Below are 17,663 nucleotides of genomic sequence, written 5' to 3' on the forward strand. Positions count from 1 at the left end.
TCCGCGCGTCGCTAGCATATCGGCGCGCGATGGCTCGCGTCCTCTTCCTCTTCAACCACGATGCCCCGCACCAGGTCGCCCATCTTGCAGGCATCGCCGCCGCAACCGCGCGCGGTTTTCCGCAGATCGATTGCCAGCTGGCCTATGCGACCGACCGGATCGAGCAGCAGGTGCGCGCAATCCTGAGCGAGGACGATGCAGAAAGTCTCGAATGGGTCCAGCTCGACCTCCCCGCCTGGGCGCGCGTGGTAGCGAGACTGACCGACCGTATCCTGCCCGCCTCGCGCCTCCTGCGGCTACGACTAAACCTCGATCTGTTCGAACAGGCCGACCTCGTTATGTCGACGGAGCGCACCTGCCTGCGCACCAAGAAGCACCTGCCTTCGGGCAAGACCCCGCTCTACGCCAAGGTCCCTCATGGCGCCGGCGATCGCAGCGTTGCCTACCATCCCGACTATCGCAAATTCGACCGGGCATTCGTGGCGGGGCGAAAGGTGGTCGACCAGCTGGTCGCTCATGGGGTCGAACGCGAGAAGGTCGTCGTAATCGGCTACCCCAAGTTTGAGACGGTCGACCTCGATGCCAAGCGTGACTTCTTCGGCAACGGCCGCCCGACTTTCCTCTACAACCCCCATTTCGACCCGCATCTTTCCAGCTGGTACGGTGCCGGGCCCGACCTCCTGCGCTGGTTCGCCTCGCCGGAGGGGCAGAAGTTCAACCTTATCTTCGCGCCCCATGTCATGCTGTTTCGCAAGGAAACGCATATCTCGCCCGAATACAAACTCGCGCGCCGGCGGCCCGATGTACCGGAGGAAGCGCTCGCCGCCGACAACGTACTGGTCGATGTCGACGGCCCACACCTGTTCGACATGGCCTACACGCTGTCTGCCGACGCCTACATCGGCGACGTGTCGAGCCAGATGTATGAGTTCCTTGTGAAGCCCCGGCCCGCCTATTTCCTCGACTGCCGCGACAAGGGCCGCGCAAGCGATGACGAATGGCACCACTTCTGGAAGAGCGGGCCGGTGTGCTCCTCGGTGGAAGATCTGACCGCGAAGCTGGACGATTTCGAAGCCTTAGGCGCGCAGTACCGCGAGGCGCAGTGGGAGCTCATCGACTACACCTTCGACCTGCAAGAAAAGCCTGCCTCGCAGCGCGCCGCGGAAGCGATTGCCGACCTTCTTGGCGTCAGCGAGACCGCAGCGCAATGAGTGACGCCCCCTTGCGCATCGCCTATGTGATCAACTCGATGGAGGGCGGTGGGGCGCAGTCCCCCCTTCCCGCCATTATCCGCAGCATCGAGGCGAACGGGGCTGAAGTCCGGTTGTTCGCCCTGGCGCGGAAAGACGGCAAGGCGATCCCGCGCCTGGTCGAGGCCGGCATCGAGCCGCGCGTTTTCGATGGCTCGCTGTCCGATCACCTCGGCGCGCTGCGCTGGTTGCGAGGGGAGATCAAGGAATTTGCCCCCGACGCGATCTGGACATCGCTGACACGTGCCACGCTGCTTGGGCAAGAAGTCGGTCGCGAGCTTCGCGTGCCCGTCGCCAGCTGGCAACACAGCGCCTATCTCAAGCCTTGGAACGAGCGGCTGCTGCGCTGGCGGCGCAAGGCGAGCGCATTCTGGATCGCCGACAGCACCGAGGTCGCGCAGCTGACCCGCGAGCGGCTGAAGCTGGCGCCGGATAGGGTCGTGACCTGGCCGATCTTTGCAGCCGATCCGGATGCCCCCACACCTGCCCGCTGGAGCGATGGCCAACCCGTACGCATCGGCGCATTGGGGCGGCTCCACGTGAGCAAGGCCTACGACCTCCTTCTCGAGGCGCTGGCGCTTCTGCGCGGGCGAGACCTCCCCGACTTTGAGCTGATCATCGGGGGACAGGGGCCGGAAGGAGAAGCCCTTCGCGAGCAGGCCGAAGCAATCGGGCTGGCAAACATCACCTTCGCGGGCTTCATAGACCGGCCTGCCGAGTTCCTTGCCGGACTGCACCTCTACCTCCAGCCCTCGCGCCGCGAGGGATTCTGCATCGCCATGCACGAAGCCATGGCGACCGGGCTGCCCGTGGTGGTGTCCGATGTCGGCGAAATGCCGCACACGGTCGACAGCGAGGCGATGGGCCGTATCGTGCCCGCCGAGGACCCGAAGGCCTTGGCCGGAGCGCTGGGCGACCTGCTGGCGAATCCGCAGGATCTCGCCGCCATGGGAGAGGCCGCGCGCCAGCGGGCGCTCGATCTCTATCCGCAGGATCGGTTCGAAAGGGTCGCCGCCGAAATTGTCGAGCGTCTGCGCGAACTCGCTCGCAGCTAGAGCCCCTCGACTACTCGCCACCCGCGTGCCTCGGCACGGGCTTTCTTGCGCGGGCTTGCGGTAACGAACACCGCATCATCCGCCTGCTCGAGCGACGGGGCATCGGCAAAACTGTCGCTGGCGAAACGGACCGAGGACACCTCGCCTTGCACTGCGAGCCATTCGGTCACGCGTCGGCGCTTTTCCTCGCCATAGCAATTGCCGCCCGGAATGCCGCTGCCGTCCCAGCGCGTGGCGATGACAACCTCGATGCCGAGCCGGCGGGCAAAGGCACGGGCGTAGAATTCGAAGGCCGCCGTCGCCACCACCAGCACAGATCCCTCGGCGCGATCGTGCTCAGCCATCGTCACCACCTCGCCGATCCAACCCGCCCTTGCAAGATGATGCTCGGCAAACGCTTCCCCGACCGCTTCCAACCGGCCAAGGTCGGGCCGTCCCAGCATCAGCTTCATCCCGTGCGTCTTGAGCGTGGTTCGGTCATAGAGCCCGATCCGATAACCCACCATCATCAGCACCCAGACTGGTAGCAGGACAAGCCGCCAGGGGGCGATCCGGCGCGCGGCGAAGGCCAGGAACGGCGTGAAGGTCGCGCGCCGCACCAGCGTCTTGTCGAGATCGTAGATCGCCACTTTCATTGCGCCGCTGACTGGCAGCTTCGGTTCCATGCATCAAGCGATGCGTAATTCGCGCCTTCCACCCCCTTGCGCCATGCCGTGCAACAGCTAGAGAGGGCGCAACCGCAGACAGGATCGAATACACATGGCGACCTTCACCCTTCCGAAGAATTCGAAGATCACCGGCAAGTCCCGCGTGCATAAGGCCGAGGGCGCCGCACGCGTGAAGAAGTTCAAGGTCTATCGCTACGATCCCGACACCGGCGAAAATCCCCGTTACGACACCTTCGAGATCGACCTCGACGAATGCGGCCCGATGGTCCTCGACGCGCTGTTCAAGATCAAGAACGAGGTCGACCCGACGCTGACCTTCCGCCGTTCGTGCCGCGAAGGCATCTGCGGTTCGTGCTCGATGAACATGAACGGCAAGAACGGTCTGGCCTGCACCACCGCGATCGACGACCTGAAGGGCGAGATCCGCATCACGCCGCTGCCGCACATGGAAGTGATCAAGGACCTCGTCCCCGATTTCACCCACTTCTACGCACAGTATGCCAGCATCCGCCCCTGGCTGCAGACCGTCTCCACCACGCCCAGCGGCAAGGAACGCCTCCAGTCGCCCGAACAGCGTGAGAAGCTCGACGGCCTTTACGAATGCATCCTGTGCGCCTGCTGCTCGACCTCGTGCCCGAGCTATTGGTGGAACAGCGACAAGTTCCTCGGCCCGGCGATACTGCTTCAGGCCTACCGCTGGCTTGCCGACAGTCGCGACGAGATGACCGGTGAGCGGTTGGACCAGCTGGAAGATCCCTTCCGCCTCTATCGCTGCCACACGATCATGAACTGCGCGAACGTCTGCCCCAAGGGCCTAAGCCCCGCCAAGGCGATCGCCGAAACCAAGAAGATGATGGCCGAACGCGCCATCTGATTCGTGGCTTTAAGCGAAGACGTTTTCGAGCACGGCCCCGACCCGGACAATCCGGGCTGGCGGCACTGGAACCTCAAGGACGAGACGCTGTTCAACGGCGCGGTGATGGGCAAGCTCATCACCCGCCTCGATCCTGACGGCAAGCACGCGCGCCTGCGCATGTTTCCCGAACGCCGCCACGAAAACCTGCAAGGCATCATCCACGGCGCGGTTACGCTGTCGCTGATCGACATCTCGCTCTTCACCACCATGCACACGCTGGGCAGCGGCAACGCCGGCCCCTCGGTGACGCTGGAACTTTCGACCCAGTTCACCGGCGGCGGCAAGCCCGACCGTCCGCTCGACGCAGTGACCGAGATCGTGAAGGAAACCGGCGGCCTCGTTTTCGTGCGCGGCACGGTCGAGCAGGACGAACACGTGGTCGCCTCCTTCTCCGGCATCGTGAAGAAGATGCGTCCCAAATGACCGGCATGCTCGCGCGCTACGAGAAGCTCGTCGCTGCCGGCGAACTGCGCGCCGATCCCGACCAGCGCCGCGCCGCCGAACGGCTCGACAAGCTCCAGAAGGACCTCGAGGCGGAGACCTCCGGCGGCATCCTCAGCCAGCTGTTCCGGCCGAAGAAAACCCGTCCGCAGGGTGTCTACATGTGGGGCGGCGTCGGGCGCGGCAAATCCATGCTGATGGATATCTTCGTGGAAACGCTGGCCATTGCCGAGAAGCGCCGCGTACACTTTCACGAGTTCATGCTGGAAGTCGACCGCCTGATCCGCGAAGAGCGGAAGAAGGAAGCGGGTGATCCCATCGCTCTCGTGGCCGCGCGGCTTGCTAGCGATGTCCGCTGCCTCGCCTTCGACGAAATGGTGGTCAACAATACCGCCGACGCGGCGATCATGGCGCGCCTGTTCACGGCGCTGATCTGCGACGAAGGCGTAAGCGTCGTGACCACCAGCAACCGGCCCCCGTCCGATCTCTACAAGGACGGCCTCAACCGCTCGCTCTTCCTGCCGTTCATCGATCTCATCCAGGCCGAACTCGATGGGATGCCGCTGAACGGCCCGACCGATTACCGGCTCGACCGTCTGGGCGATCTCGACACCTGGCACACGCCACTGGGTGATCCAGCAACTGCCCAAGTGCGCGAGGCCTTCTTCCGGCTGACCGACTACAAGCCCGAGGACGCCGAGCACGTCCCTAGCGGCGAAATCGATCTCGGCGGCGGACGGACGCTCCACGTCCCCAAGAGCCTCAAGGGGGTCGGAGTCTTCAGCTTCAAGCGCTTGTGCGGCGAGAACCGCGGCGCGGCGGATTACCTCGCCCTCGCCCACGCCTATCACACGGTGATCGTGGTCGGCATTCCGCGCCTGTCGCCGGAAAACCGCAACGAGGCAATACGCTTCACCAAGCTGGTCGATGCGCTGTACGAAAACAACGTGAAGCTCTTCGCCACGGCGGCGGCCGAGCCCGAAGACCTCTACACCGCAGGCGACGGCGCTTTCGAGTTCGAGCGCACTGTCAGCCGCCTCAAGGAAATGCAAAGCGCCGATTACATGGCGCGCGGCCACGGGTTCGCCTGAGAAACGTCAGGCGGCGTTGCGCGTGGCGCTGCTCTCGAAATAGTCGATCATCATCGTCAGCACGTGGCGCAGCGAGCGTTCCTGCTCATCGAGCCGGGTTTCGATTGCCGCAAGGCGCGCGTCGTGGCTGCCATCGGAAGGCTCGGCAGGCGGCGTATCACGAAGCTGTGCGACTTCTCGTCGGAGCGAAGCGATGACCTTGTCGCGCTGGGCGAAGGCTTCCTCAATCGCGGAAATCTGCGCGTCGAGAAGGGCGTTGCCCTCGTCCTGCCCCGGCCTATCGTCCCACTCCTGATAGCCTTCCACTTCGGGAGCCGGATTGTCCTCGACCGGAGCTGTCGGCATGGGCTGGAGGCCGGATTTCTCGGACCGGGGCGTGTATTCGCTCATCGGGGCCTCCTCGGGTGCCTTGCCATTGATCTCGTCGATGACCGCAGCAACGAAAGCGTCATCGATCACCTCGCGCTCTTCCCCCGCACCCTTCATCAGCACGCGCGACATGATGCGGTTGACGAGGCGCGGAATACCGCGGCTTTCGCGCTGGATACGCTCCCAGATCGCGTCCTCGAACCGGGGCCGGAACTTGTAACCGACATGTTCGAGCCGGTGAATCACATAAGGCTCGATTTCTTCGGGCTGCATCGCATCGAGATGATGCGCCGCGATCACGCGCTGGCGCAATTGTTCGAGCTGGTCCCATTCGGACAGCAGCTGCTTGAACTCCGGCTGGCCGAGCAGAAGCATCTGCAACAGCGGCTGCGCGCCCAGATGGAAGTTCGACAACATCCGCAGTTCTTCGAGCGCGCCGACGGTGAGGTTCTGCGCCTCGTCCACCACGAGCAGCACCTTGCGCCCCGCGCGCGCTTCGTCCTGCAGGAAATTCTCGATTTTCGAGAGCGCCCCGGCCTTGTCCGCGTGATCGACCTCCAGGCCGAAGCTGTGCGCGGCCATGGCGATCATTTCCTCGCTGCCGAGCGCGCTGGTAACGACTTCGCCCACGGTGACGCTGTTCCAGTCGAGCCGGTTGCGCAAATGGCCCACCAGCGTGGACTTGCCCGCCCCGACCTCGCCAGTGATGACGATGAAGCCCTCGCCCTGCTGAAGGCCAAAGCTGAGATAGCTCAGCGCCTTCTTGTGCGTGACGCTCTCGAAATAGAACGAGGGATCCGGCGTAAGCTGGAAGGGCCGCTCGCTAAATCCGTAGAAATCCTCGTACATCGACTGCCTTCGACCAAACTTTCGTATGCGCGCAATCCCTACAGGGTAAATATGGTTAAATGGTTGATAGGTGCCTCAAACCAGCATTTCTTCCGCCGGCCCCTGCCCGAGAAAGGCGCTGGGCGAGGCGCTGGCGCCATAGGCACCGGCGCAGAACACGGCGACGAGATCGCCCACCTCGGCGCGCGGCAACTGCGCCTTGTCGGCGAGCCTGTCGAGCGGGGTGCACAGGCAGCCGACGACATTGGCCACCTCGCTCGGCTCGGCATCGAAACGCGAGGCGATGGCGAGCGGGTAATTGCGCCGCACGACCGTGCCGAAATTGCCCGAGGCTGCGAGCTGGTGGTGAAGACCGCCATCCGTGACGAGATAGGTCTCGCCGTGGCTTTCCTTCCGGTCGAGGATACGAGTGAGGTAGACACCCGCTTCGCCGACGATGTAGCGGCCAAGTTCGATGAAGAGCTCAGCGCCCGCGAGCGTGTCGGGGAGGTTCGCAAACCGCTCCTCCAGCGCCGCGCCGACCCGCTCGATGTCGAGCGGGGTATCCCCGTTGAAGTAGGGAATGCCGTAGCCGCCGCCCATGTTGAGCTTGGGCAGGTCCAGTCCGGCCTCGCTGGCAATCCGGTGGGCGAGATCGAGCGTGCTTGCCTGCGTCTCGATCACCGCGTCGGCGTCCAGCGCCTGGCTGCCGGGGAAGATATGGAGCCCGCGAAACTCGCACCCTGCACCAATGATTTCCCTGGCCAGCGCAGGCACGCGCTCGGCATCGACGCCAAAGGGCTTGGCGCCCCCGCCCATCTTCATGCCCGATCCCTTGAGCTCGAAATCGGGGTTCACGCGGATGGCGAGGCGCGGTGTGACACCCAGCTTTTCACCGATCGCGAGCGCACGGCGGGCCTCGTTCTCGCTTTCGAGATTGAGCGTCACGCCCGCGCGGATCGCCGCTTCGAGTTCCGCGTCGCGCTTGCCGGGCCCGGCGAAGCTGACCCGCGCGCCAGCGACACCCGCCGTCTCGACCATCGCCAGTTCCCCGCCCGAGGCAATGTCCAGCCCGTCGACCAGTCTGGCCAGATGCTCCAGCAGCGGCGCGAAACTGTTCGCCTTGATCGCGTAGTTGATCCGCAAACGGTTGGGCATGGCGGCCCGAAGCCGCGCAACGCGCTCGTCGATCATCGTCTGCGAATAGACGAACAGCGGCGTGCGACGTGCTTCAGCGGCAAGATCGCTGGCCTTGCGGCCCGAAATCGCCAGTTCGCCGTCGATCGCTTCGAACCCGGCGGGAATGGGGCCGAGCGGCTTCACGCGCCGATCTCCGCCGCGAGCGCCGTGCGGTCGATCTTGCCATTGGGATTGAGCGGCATCGCCTCGCGCCAGTGGATCACCTGGGGTTGCATGAAATTGGGAAGTTCCTTTGCAATTTGCCGGGCCAGCAAGTCGGCCCTCGCGCCCTCGTCGCCGCGCACGACGAGGTGGATCGCATGACCCAGGCGCGTGTCGGGGACACCCAGCGCGACTGCTTCGGCCACGAGACCCGTCGCCAGCGCAGCGCTTTCGATCTCCTGCGGGCTGATGCGATTGCCCGAGGACTTGATCATCGCATCGCGGCGGCCGACGAAATAGAGCAAGCCCTTCTCGTCGCGTTTCACCCGGTCGCCAGACCATACTGCCGTGCCGCCATAGGTCGAGGCAGCGGGCGCCGGCCGAAATCGTTCAAGGGTCCTAGCAGGGTCGTTCCAGTAACCTTGTGCAACAAGCGGTCCGCAATGGACAAGTTCGCCCTCCTCTCCGGCCTCGCACACATTGCCAGCTTCGTCGATTACGAGGATTTCGGCGAAGGGTATCGCGCGCCCCATCGAAGTGGGATGCTCCGCCACAAGGTCGGGATCGAGATAGGTCGACCGGAACGCCTCGGTAAGCCCATACATCGGAAAGATCTTTTTATTCGGTAGTTTATCCCGCAAATCTGAGATAATTTCCACGGTCAACGCGCCGCCGCTGTTGGTCACTCGCCGCAAGGACGTCACCGCCTCTTCAGGCCACTTCACCTCGCCCAGTTGCACCCAGAGTGGCGAAACCGCCGCCAGCGTCGTCACTGCGTGCCTGGCGCAGGCTTTCGCGACATCGCGCGGGAAGAGATAGTCAAGCGGCACTACGCTGCCGCCCGCGTACCAGGTCGAAAGCAACTGGCTCTGGCCGTAATCGAAGCTGAGCGGCAAGACCGCGAGCGTCACGTCATCGGCCGCCAGCCCAAGGTAATGCGCCACCGAAACCGCGCCGAGCCACATGTTGGCATGGCTCAGCATCACGCCCTTGGGCTTGCCGGTCGAGCCGCTGGTGTAGAGGATCGCGGCAAGCTTCTCGGGATCGCGTTCAGAGAGTGGGAGCATGGCGTCAACGCGTTCTGCCTCCTGCCACGCATCCTCTTCGGACATCGGCGCGCATCCTGCAGGAGTATCCGGATCTTCCAGCGACTTGAGCCGCGCAGCGGTCGCAATGAGCACGCTCGCCCCGCTGTCCGATAGGATGTGCGCGACCTGCGCCCGTTTCAGCAACGGATTGATCGGCACATGCACCATTCCCGCCCGCGCCGCCGCCAGCGGGAGCAGGCAGGTCAATTCTCCCTTCGCCGCCCAACTCGCGATCCGGTCCCCGGCATTCCAGCGGCTCGCCAGCCATCCGGCAAGCAGCGCCACGCGCGCGGCAAGATCGCCATGCGTAAGGGTCCGCTCTTTCAGGACCAGAGCGGGCGCATTGCGCGGCCCACGCTCGGCAAGATGGTCGAGCGGGTGCGGAACGGGATCGAGCGCGGGGTGGTCAGATGCGGCCATTGTCGCCCGCTATCCCTTTAACGCGCATCCAGCGCAAGAGGCGCCGCACCCTGCCGCCTTGCACGCCCTCCCCTGCGCCGCTAAGGGCAGGCCCGCCTTTGAGCTACGGGAAAACAGCCATCAGGATGACCTGCGAGACCGTCACTGCCGAACCCACCGGCCCAAGCCGCAGCGCGATCGACGAGCGCCTGCGCGCGATCCTTGTCGACGTGCTTTCTCTGGACGCGGAGCGGGTGGAGGAATTTGACGCGGAAACCGGCCTTTTCGGCCATCTTCCGGAACTCGACAGCATGGCCGTCGCCACGCTCTTCACCGAGATGGAAGATCGCCTCGGCATCGTTATCGAGGACGAGGACGTCGATGGCGAAATGCTCGAAACCTATGGCGGGCTGCTGGCCTTCGCCGAAGCGAAATGCGTCGAAGCCTGAGGCCTAACGCGTGAAATAGCTGGTCAGCTCGACATGGGTCGACCAGCGGAACTGCCCCACCGGCCGCAGCTTTTCCAGCCGGAACCCCGCATCCACGAGCGTCTTTACATCGCGCGCCCAGCTCGACGGATTGCAGCTGACATAGACGACGCGGGAAGCCGTACTCTGCGCAATCTGCGCCACTTGTTCGCGTGCCCCCGCGCGTGGAGGATCGAGCACGATTGCGCCGAAGCGCGATACTTCCTCCGCCGTGAGGGGATTGCGGAACAGGTCGCGGTGCATTGCATGGACCGGAACGCCGCGCATATTGGCCGCCGTCTTGCAGGCGAGATGCGCATCGCGCGCCGCCTCGACCGCCAGCACCTTGGCAGGGTCGGATAGCGCGAAGGCAAAGGTGCCTAGGCCCGCGAACAAATCGGCCACAGTTCGCGCATCACCGACGAACTCTGCCGTGTCGGACACCAGCACCTGCTCGCCGTCGCGGGTCGGTTGCCGGAACGAGTTCTGCGGTAAGCCCACGGGAATCGACCCGAGAGTGATCGTGACCGGCTCGGGCTCCCACACCGTTTCCGCGCCATAGCCCTGATCGAGCGCGAGGCGGGCAAGCCCATGATCGCGCGCGAAATCGAGCAGCGCCTCGGTTGCGGCGAGACCTTCGGCGGTGAAGCCCTTAAGCTGGCAATCCACGCCTTGATCCGCCAACGTCAGCGAGATGTCGATGGGTCGCCTGCCCGAATGCTTGGCTATGAGATTACGCAGGGGCGAAACCAGCGCAAAGAGCTCGGGCGCGAGGATATGGCATTCGCGCATATCGACCACGCGAGTGCTGCGCGCTTCGCGGAAGCCGATGACCGCGCTTTTTCCGGCCTTCAACGCGTGCAACGTCGCGCGGCGGCGCGTGCATGGCGGGGACAGGTGCGTGAGGAGGACTTCGCCCACGTTAAGCTCCTGCGCTTCGGCGGCGAAGGCGACGCGCTCGGTCACGAACTGGCGTAGCGCTGCCTCATCGGCCTGCTGCAACTGGCACCCGCCACAGGTTCCGAAGTGGCGACAGGGCGGTTCGACATGGTGCGGACCGGGAAGGATAGTCTCGTCTTCGCGCACCGTGTCCCCGGTAACGGCTCCGGATACATGGCGGCCATTCTCGGTGACGCCATCGCCCTTGGCGGCGATCCGCAGGATGGTCTCTTCACTCACAGAAAGCTCCCCAAGGCGTTGTCGACTGTGCGACCCAGCTTTCCGGCTGTGAAGGCAGGACCAGCGAGGCGCGCAGATTCGTGATGGATCCACACGGCCTCTTCGAGCGATTGCTGCACATCGCCCAGAACGGCGAGGCGCGCAGCGGCAATGCCCGCCAGGACATCGCCCGTGCCGGCAACGGAAAGCCAGCTCGATCCGCGTTCGAAGAAACGCACTCCATCGGGTCCGGCAAGAAGGGTGTCCGGCCCCTTCGCAAGCACGGTTATGCCCGTCCTCGAATGCAGGGCGTCGGCTCGGTCGAATTTGCTGGCAGCGTCGATCCCGAAGGCCTCGCACAGCTTGGCCAGTTCGCCTTCGTGCGGCGTTACGCCTATCCTAGCCGTGTCGCAGCCTGCAACCCGCGCAGGATCGAGGAGATGGAGCGCGTCGGCGTCTAGGATCGCGGGCCGCCCTGCCTCAAGCGCGGTGCCGAGCGCGTCGCGCGCTTCAGGGTTCCGCCCCAGTCCGGGTCCGACGAGGATGGCCGACAGGCGATCGTCGAAAAGGGTTTCTTTCGTCGCAGCGCTCTCGATGACAAGTTCGGCTGGCGCGTCGGGATGCGAATGATTGCTCAGCAGCTTCACATACCCTGCCCCGCTGCGCATCGCAGCCTCGGCCGCGAGCAGCGGCGCGCCGGGCATATCCCCAGCGACAATAGCGAGGAGACCACGGCGATATTTGTGGGCATCCGCAAGAGGGGCCGAAATGCAGGGCGCTTTGCTTAGGCGCGGAGCATCGGCGGGAAGGTCCAGCCCGATGTCGACCACGCGCTTTACGCCCATGGTGGCCATGACCGGCATGGTGAAATGCGCCCTTTTCCAGCCTCCCAAAGCCAGCGTCAGATCGTACTCGACCACAGAACCGAGCCGCTCGCCCGTATCGCTGGCGACGCTGCTCGGCACATCGACAGCTATCTTGTAGCCGGTAGCGTCCTGAAGTACTTTGAGCAGCTGGGCAAACTCGCCGGTCACCTCGCGGGTGAGGCCGTAACCGAAGAGACAGTCGACATAGACGTGGTCGTGCGGCAGGCCCTCGGTCGAGACTTCACCCTTGTAGGCGTTCCGCGCTGTCCGCGCGGTGTCCGTGCGCGGTTCCTTGGGGGCGACGACATGCACCAAGTTGCCGCGGCGCCTCAGGCTCTCAGCAATTACATAGCCATCGCCGCCATTATTGCCGGGGCCGCAGAGCACGCAGACATCGCGTCCACCCGCCATGCGCGCGACCCACTGTGCCGCGCCCTCGCCGGCGCGCTGCATCAGCTCCCACTCAGAGGTTCCGGCAGACATTGCAGCCTGCTCGGCAGCGCGCATCTGGTCGACGGTGAGGACAGCGGTCGGAGGCATGCGCGGCGGCTGCCACGCAATGCCGCGCGGGGCAAGCTCTAGCGGCGCTTCAGCTGCGAAACATCGCGGATCGCCCCGCGCGCGGCAGAGGTGGTCATGGCTGCGTAGGCTTCCAGAGCCTGGCTCACCTTGCGCGGACGCGGCTTGGCCGGCTCCCAGCCCTGCTCCTCACGAGAAGCACGCCGCTCGGCAAGCGCTTCGTCGGACACAGCGAGGTTGATCGTGCGGTCAGGGATCGAGATCTCGATGAGGTCGCCCTCTTCCACCAGCCCGATTGCTCCGCCTTCCGCGGCTTCCGGTGAGACGTGCCCAATCGAGAGGCCGGACGTCCCGCCGGAGAAGCGCCCATCGGTGAGCAGCGCGCATGCCGCGCCCAGGCCCTTCGATTTGAGATAGCTGGTAGGGTAGAGCATTTCCTGCATCCCCGGCCCGCCGCGGGGTCCTTCGTAGCGGATGACCACTACATCGCCTTTCATCACTTGTCCGGTAAGGATGGCGGTCACAGCATCGTCCTGGCTCTCATAGACCTTGGCTTGGCCGGAGAAGGTCAGGATGCTCTCGTCCACACCGGCAGTCTTCACGATGCAGCCGTCGCGCGCGATGTTGCCATAGAGCACGGCGAGGCCGCCATCCTTGCTAAAGGCGTGTTCGGCGCTGCGGATGACCCCGTTTTGCCGGTCGATATCGAGGCTTTCCCACCGTGCGGACTGGCTGAAGGCCGTCTGCGTAGGCACGCCACCCGGCGCGGCAGAATAAAATTCGCGAACCTTGCTGTTCTGCGTCCGCCCGATGTCCCAATCGTCGAGCGCGTCGCCCATGGTCGGGCTGTGAACCGTCGGCAACGCGGTGTGAAGCAGGTCCGCCTTCTCCAGCTCCCCCAGGATCGCCATGATGCCGCCGGCGCGATGGACGTCTTCCATATGGACGTCGCTCTTGGCAGGCGCGACCTTGGAGAGGCACGGCACTTTCCGGCTCAGCCGGTCGATATCGGCCATGGTGAAATCGACACCCGCCTCATGCGCGGCGGCCAGCAGGTGAAGCACGGTGTTGGTCGAACCGCCCATGGCGATATCGAGGCTCATCGCGTTCTCGAACGCCTCGAAACTGGCGATGGAGCGCGGCAGTACGCTTTCGTCGTCTTCCTCGTAGTAACGGCGCGCCAGCGTGACCGAGAGCCTGCCCGCGCGCTCGAACAGGCCCTGCCGGTCGGCGTGGGTGGCCAGCGTCGAGCCATTGCCCGGCAGCGAAAGTCCCAGCGCCTCGGTCAGGCAGTTCATCGAGTTGGCGGTGAACATGCCCGAGCAACTGCCGCAAGTCGGGCAGGCCGAGCGTTCTATGGCGGTCACTTCCTCGTCGGAATAGCTCTCGTCGGCGGCAGCGACCATGGCATCCACGAGGTCGAGCGCCACCTCCTTGCCCTTCACCACGACCTTGCCCGCTTCCATCGGGCCGCCCGATACGAAAACCGCCGGAATGTTCAGCCTCATGGCCGCCATGAGCATGCCGGGCGTAATCTTGTCGCAATTGGAGATGCACACCATCGCATCGGCGCAGTGGGCGTTGACCATGTATTCCACGCTGTCGGCGATTATGTCGCGGCTGGGCAGCGAATAGAGCATGCCGTCGTGGCCCATGGCGATGCCGTCATCCACCGCGATGGTGTTGAATTCCTTGGCCACCCCGCCCGCCTTCTCGATCTCGCGCGCGACCAGCTGGCCGAGGTCTTTGAGGTGGACATGGCCGGGCACGAACTGGGTGAAGCTGTTGACCACGGCAATTATTGGCTTGCCGAAATCCTCGTCCTTCATCCCCGTCGCGCGCCACAGACCGCGCGCGCCCGCCATGTTGCGGCCGTGAGTGGTGGTGCGAGAACGGTACTGGGGCATGGCTGGTCTCTCGAAACGGGAGAGCCGGTTCTAGCAGAGGTTCGGAGCGGATTGTGCGAGAATTACCGCAGCAGCCCCAAGATGCGCTTTAGACTTCGAGCGCCACGCGGCCCATGACATCGGCCAGCATCATCGCCCAGCGCGACTGGCCTGCCTCGGTCATGATCTGGTCCTGCCGGATTTCAACGGTGCAGTAGGGGATGCCATTGGCTTCCGCATGGCGATCCATCGTCGCGTTCAGCTGCTTGCCCGAATAAGGCTGGTTGTCCCCAACGGTCAGGCCCTGCTCGCCGAACAGGCGGATGGCATGACGAGCGGCGCGGTCGTCCTGATTGTACAGCAGCGAGACTTCCCATGGACGCTCTTCGGCGCTGGTTTCGAGGCTGGGCGTAAAGCTGTGCAGCGCGACCAGCATGCGCGGTTTGACCCGCGCGACCATCTTGCCGAGCGCCTCGTGATAGGGGCGGTGGTAATTCGCAAGCCGCGCCTCGACATTGGCGCCGATATTGCCGGGAATGAGCTTGCCGTCGCTTTCGGTCGGAACCACGGCGGCTTCGTCCTCGCGGCGGTGAAAATCGCAGACGAGGCGGCTGACGCAGGCGATGTGCGCTGGCATGTTGTGTCCGCGTGAGAGGCGATCGGCGATACCCTCCACCCCGATATCGAGCGCAATATGCTGGTTCATCAACTTGGGATCGATGCCGAGTTCGATACCTTCGGGCACGTAGTTTGAGGCATGATCGGCCACGCACATGAGGCCGCCCGGTCGCACATCCTCCGCACCGACCTGGCGATACGGCAGATTGTCGATCATCATCGAAGATTACCCCTCATCTGCCACCAATCCGGATGGTCTGCGGCGAGGCGCGCGGCGGCTTCGTCGCGCGCTGAATTGCTGTCGTAGAGCGCAAAGCACGTCGCACCCGAACCCGACATACGGGCGAGAAACGGCGAAGTTCCGCGCAGGGCGGCGAGCACGCCCGCAATCGGGGGGCAAAGCGAAATGGCGGGAGCCTCGAGGTCGTTGCGCCCTTCGACCGTCATGCGAAGAGTATCGCCATCGGGAAGCGGCCCGCGGTCGATCCCGTCCCACGCCTTGAAGACCGGCCCCGTGGCAAGCGGTGTGCGCGTATTGACGAGCAGGACGGGCGTATTCGCCATCGCACCGTCGGCGGGTTCCAGCTCGGTCCCAGTGCCGCGCCCCAGGCAGGTCCGGCTTTCGATGCAGGCCGGCACATCGGCGCCTAGCTTCGCTGCGCGGGCCTGCCAGTCGTCGGGCAGACCGTGCGACTGTTCGACCATCCGGAAAATCGCCCCCACGTCTGCCGAACCGCCACCCAGTCCTGCTGCGACCGGCAGGTTCTTCTCGAGGGTAACTTCCAGACCGTCGGGCCGAGGCAGCGCGCTGAGCGCCTTCATCACAATGTTGTCGAAGGGACTGTCGAGCGCGACGCCGAATTCACCAACGGTCACAAGGCTGTCCCGCTCAGCAGAATGCGCCGTCAGGCGATCGCCGCCATCGACGAAGGCGAACAATGTCTCGAGCTCGCGATAGCCATCCTCGCGCCGCCTGCGGACATGCAGCGCGAGGTTGATCTTGGCAAAAGCTGTCTCGGCGATTGTCACCCGAGTGGATCACATATTCGGATAATTCGGTCCGCCGCCGCCTTCGGGCGTGGTCCATTCGATGTTCTGGTTCGGGTCCTTGATGTCGCAGGTCTTGCAGTGGACGCAGTTCTGCGAGTTGATCTGGAACTTGGGCTCCGCGCCCTCTTCGATGATCCACTCGTAAACGCCTGCCGGGCAATAGAGGGTCGAAGGGCCGCCGTAGACTTCCAGTTCGCTTTCCCTCTGCAACTCGCGGTCGCAGACCTTGAGGTGGACCGGCTGGTCCTCGGCGTGGTTGGTGTAGCTGAAGCTGACATTGGTCAGGCGGTCGAAGCTGAGCGTGCCGTCGGGCTTGGGATATTTCACCGGCGCGAACAGATCGGCGCGCTCAAGCATTTCGTGGTCGCGGTGATGCTTCATGGTGATCGGCAGGCCGATCTTGAGTGTGCGCATCCACATGTCGATGCCGGCGAGCACGGTGCCTAGATCCTCGCCATATTTGGCGACGGCGGGCTGCGCGTTCTTCACCTTTTTAAGTTCCGTCGCGATCCAGCTGTCGCGCACGGCGGCGTCGTATTCCATCAGCTCGGTGTGCTCATGGCCGGCCTCAATCGCAGCAGCGATACTCTCGGCGGCGAGCATGCCGCTCTTCATCGCGGTATGCGTGCCCTTGATGCGCGGCACGTTCACGAAACCGGCCGAACACCCGATGAGCCCGCCGCCCGGGAAGGCAAGCTTGGGCACGGACTGCCAACCACCTTCGTTGATGACGCGCGCGCCATAGGCCACGCGCTTGCCGCCTTTGAGGATAGCGGCCACCTCGGGGTGGTGCTTCCAGCGCTGGAATTCCTGATAGGGCGAGACGTAAGGGTTCTTGTAATCGAGTGCGGTCACGAAGCCCAAGGCAACTTGTCCGTTCGCCTGGTGGTAAATGAAGCCGCCGCCCCAGGTGCCGGTTTCGCTGAGCGGCCAGCCCTGCGTGTGGATGACCTTGCCCTGCTCGTAGACTTCGGGATCGACGTCCCACAGTTCCTTGACGCCGAGCCCGTAGACCTGCGGCTCGCAATCGGCCTCGAGGTCGAACTTGGCCTTCATCTTCTTGGTGAGGTTGCCGCGCGCGCCTTCAGCGAAGAGCGTGTACTTTGCATGGATTTCCATGCCGGGCTGGTAATCGGGCTTGTGGCTGCCGTCCTCGGCAATGCCCATGTCCTGCGTCACCACGCCGGAGACCGCGCCGTTATTGTCGAAGAGCACTTCGGCGGCGGGGAAGCCGGGGAAAACCATCACGCCCAGCCCTTCGGCCTGTTCGGCCAGCCAGCGGCAGGTGTTGCCGAGCGAGGCGGTGTAGTTGCCATCGTTCGACATGAAAGGCGGCAGGAGGAATTCGGGAAGGTCGGATTTGCCGCCTTCCGACAAGACCCAGTGGTGGTTCTCGGTCACTGGCGTTTCGACGAGCGGGCAATCCATGTTCCGCCAGTCGGGGAACAGCTCGTTCATCGCCTTGGGATCGACCACGGCTCCCGAGAGGATGTGCGCGCCGATTTCGCTGCCCTTTTCCAGCACGACGACCTCGAGGTCTTCGTTGATCTGTTTCAGTCGGATGGCCGCCGAAAGGCCGGCCGGGCCGCCGCCGATGATGACGACGTCGCAGGGCATCGATTCGCGTTCGCTCATATCTCTCTCTTTTCGTCG

At 64.3% G+C, this 17,663-nt stretch carries 16 protein-coding genes; 6 read left to right on the plus strand and 10 right to left on the minus strand.

Features of this window, described 5'->3' with window-relative positions; all coding sequences use genetic code 11:
• The first annotated feature begins 29 nt into the window (after positions 1 to 29).
• Together ED21_RS02430 and ED21_RS02435 are read left to right on the plus strand one after the other, a co-directional pair.
• The gene (locus ED21_RS02430) at positions 30 to 1,211 is read left to right on the plus strand and encodes a CDP-glycerol glycerophosphotransferase family protein (protein ID WP_006832234.1); all 1,182 of its coding nucleotides are present in this window, start codon (positions 30 to 32) and stop codon (positions 1,209 to 1,211) included.
• The gene (locus tag ED21_RS02435) at positions 1,208 to 2,305 is read left to right on the plus strand and encodes a glycosyltransferase family 4 protein (RefSeq protein WP_006832235.1); all 1,098 of its coding nucleotides are present in this window, start codon (positions 1,208 to 1,210) and stop codon (positions 2,303 to 2,305) included. The genes ED21_RS02430 and ED21_RS02435 overlap by 4 nt, the downstream gene beginning before the upstream one ends.
• Here ED21_RS02435 and ED21_RS02440 read toward each other — a convergent pair.
• Positions 2,302 to 2,970: a haloacid dehalogenase-like hydrolase gene (locus tag ED21_RS02440; RefSeq protein WP_006832236.1), complete on the minus strand. Its 669-nt coding sequence runs from the start codon at positions 2,968 to 2,970 to the stop codon at positions 2,302 to 2,304. The genes ED21_RS02435 and ED21_RS02440 overlap by 4 nt on opposite strands.
• Positions 2,971 to 3,064: 94 nt before the next feature.
• On the opposite strand from ED21_RS02440, the gene ED21_RS02445 reads away from it, so the two are divergent.
• The 3 genes from ED21_RS02445 to zapE are packed head-to-tail and all read left to right on the plus strand — an operon-like array spanning position 3,065 to position 5,421.
• On the plus strand, positions 3,065 to 3,847 hold the full coding sequence (locus ED21_RS02445) for a succinate dehydrogenase iron-sulfur subunit (RefSeq protein WP_006832237.1): 783 nt from the start codon (positions 3,065 to 3,067) through the stop codon (positions 3,845 to 3,847).
• A 3-nt stretch (positions 3,848 to 3,850) separates the two neighbouring features.
• A complete protein-coding gene (locus ED21_RS02450) occupies positions 3,851 to 4,312 on the plus strand; it encodes a PaaI family thioesterase (protein ID WP_006832238.1) in 462 nt (153 codons plus the stop codon).
• Complete coding sequence (gene zapE, locus ED21_RS02455) at positions 4,309 to 5,421, plus strand: cell division protein ZapE (RefSeq protein WP_006832239.1); 1,113 nt, start codon at positions 4,309 to 4,311, stop codon at positions 5,419 to 5,421. Before ED21_RS02450 ends, zapE begins: the two co-directional genes overlap by 4 nt.
• Before the next feature lie 6 nt (positions 5,422 to 5,427).
• Here zapE and ED21_RS02460 read toward each other — a convergent pair whose 3' ends face one another.
• The 3 genes from ED21_RS02460 to ED21_RS02470 form a co-directional block, all read right to left on the minus strand.
• Entirely contained in the window at positions 5,428 to 6,639 is a 1,212-nt protein-coding gene (locus ED21_RS02460) for an ExeA family protein (RefSeq protein ID WP_006832240.1), read from the minus strand.
• 75 nt (positions 6,640 to 6,714) lie between these two features.
• On the minus strand, positions 6,715 to 7,941 hold the full coding sequence (locus ED21_RS02465; protein WP_006832241.1) for a pyridoxal-dependent decarboxylase, exosortase A system-associated: 1,227 nt from the start codon (positions 7,939 to 7,941) through the stop codon (positions 6,715 to 6,717).
• A complete protein-coding gene (locus ED21_RS02470) occupies positions 7,938 to 9,467 on the minus strand; it encodes an acyl-CoA ligase (AMP-forming), exosortase A system-associated (protein ID WP_006832242.1) in 1,530 nt (509 codons plus the stop codon). Before ED21_RS02470 ends, ED21_RS02465 begins: the two co-directional genes overlap by 4 nt.
• 125 nt (positions 9,468 to 9,592) lie before the next feature.
• Between ED21_RS02470 and ED21_RS02475 the strand changes: the two genes are divergently transcribed.
• A complete protein-coding gene (locus ED21_RS02475) occupies positions 9,593 to 9,895 on the plus strand; it encodes an acyl carrier protein (protein WP_006832243.1) in 303 nt (100 codons plus the stop codon).
• Positions 9,896 to 9,898: 3 nt separating this feature from the next.
• Here ED21_RS02475 and ED21_RS02480 read toward each other — a convergent pair whose 3' ends face one another.
• The 6 genes from ED21_RS02480 to ED21_RS02505 form a co-directional block, all read right to left on the minus strand.
• Positions 9,899 to 11,092, minus strand: coding sequence for a class I SAM-dependent RNA methyltransferase (locus tag ED21_RS02480; RefSeq protein WP_006832244.1), 1,194 nt, complete (start codon positions 11,090 to 11,092; stop codon positions 9,899 to 9,901).
• Complete coding sequence (locus ED21_RS02485; RefSeq protein WP_006832245.1) at positions 11,089 to 12,477, minus strand: NAD(P)H-hydrate dehydratase; 1,389 nt, start codon at positions 12,475 to 12,477, stop codon at positions 11,089 to 11,091. Before ED21_RS02485 ends, ED21_RS02480 begins: the two co-directional genes overlap by 4 nt.
• Positions 12,478 to 12,515: 38 nt before the next feature.
• Positions 12,516 to 14,363, minus strand: coding sequence for a dihydroxy-acid dehydratase (gene ilvD / locus ED21_RS02490; protein WP_006832246.1), 1,848 nt, complete (start codon positions 14,361 to 14,363; stop codon positions 12,516 to 12,518).
• A gap of 88 nt (positions 14,364 to 14,451) precedes the next feature.
• Entirely contained in the window at positions 14,452 to 15,177 is a 726-nt protein-coding gene (locus ED21_RS02495; RefSeq protein WP_006832247.1) for an N-formylglutamate amidohydrolase, read from the minus strand.
• Positions 15,177 to 15,989 (minus strand): 4-(cytidine 5'-diphospho)-2-C-methyl-D-erythritol kinase, encoded by an 813-nt coding sequence (locus ED21_RS02500; RefSeq protein ID WP_006832248.1) that lies wholly within the window; start codon positions 15,987 to 15,989, stop codon positions 15,177 to 15,179. The genes ED21_RS02495 and ED21_RS02500 overlap by 1 nt, the downstream gene beginning before the upstream one ends.
• 9 nt (positions 15,990 to 15,998) lie before the next feature.
• Positions 15,999 to 17,645, minus strand: a complete 1,647-nt coding sequence (locus ED21_RS02505) for an electron transfer flavoprotein-ubiquinone oxidoreductase (RefSeq protein ID WP_006832249.1) — start codon at positions 17,643 to 17,645, stop codon at positions 15,999 to 16,001.
• Positions 17,646 to 17,663 lie beyond the last annotated feature (18 nt).

It is taken from the genome of Erythrobacter sp. SD-21, assembly GCF_000181515.1.
Taxonomy (GTDB): Bacteria; Pseudomonadota; Alphaproteobacteria; order Sphingomonadales; family Sphingomonadaceae; genus Qipengyuania.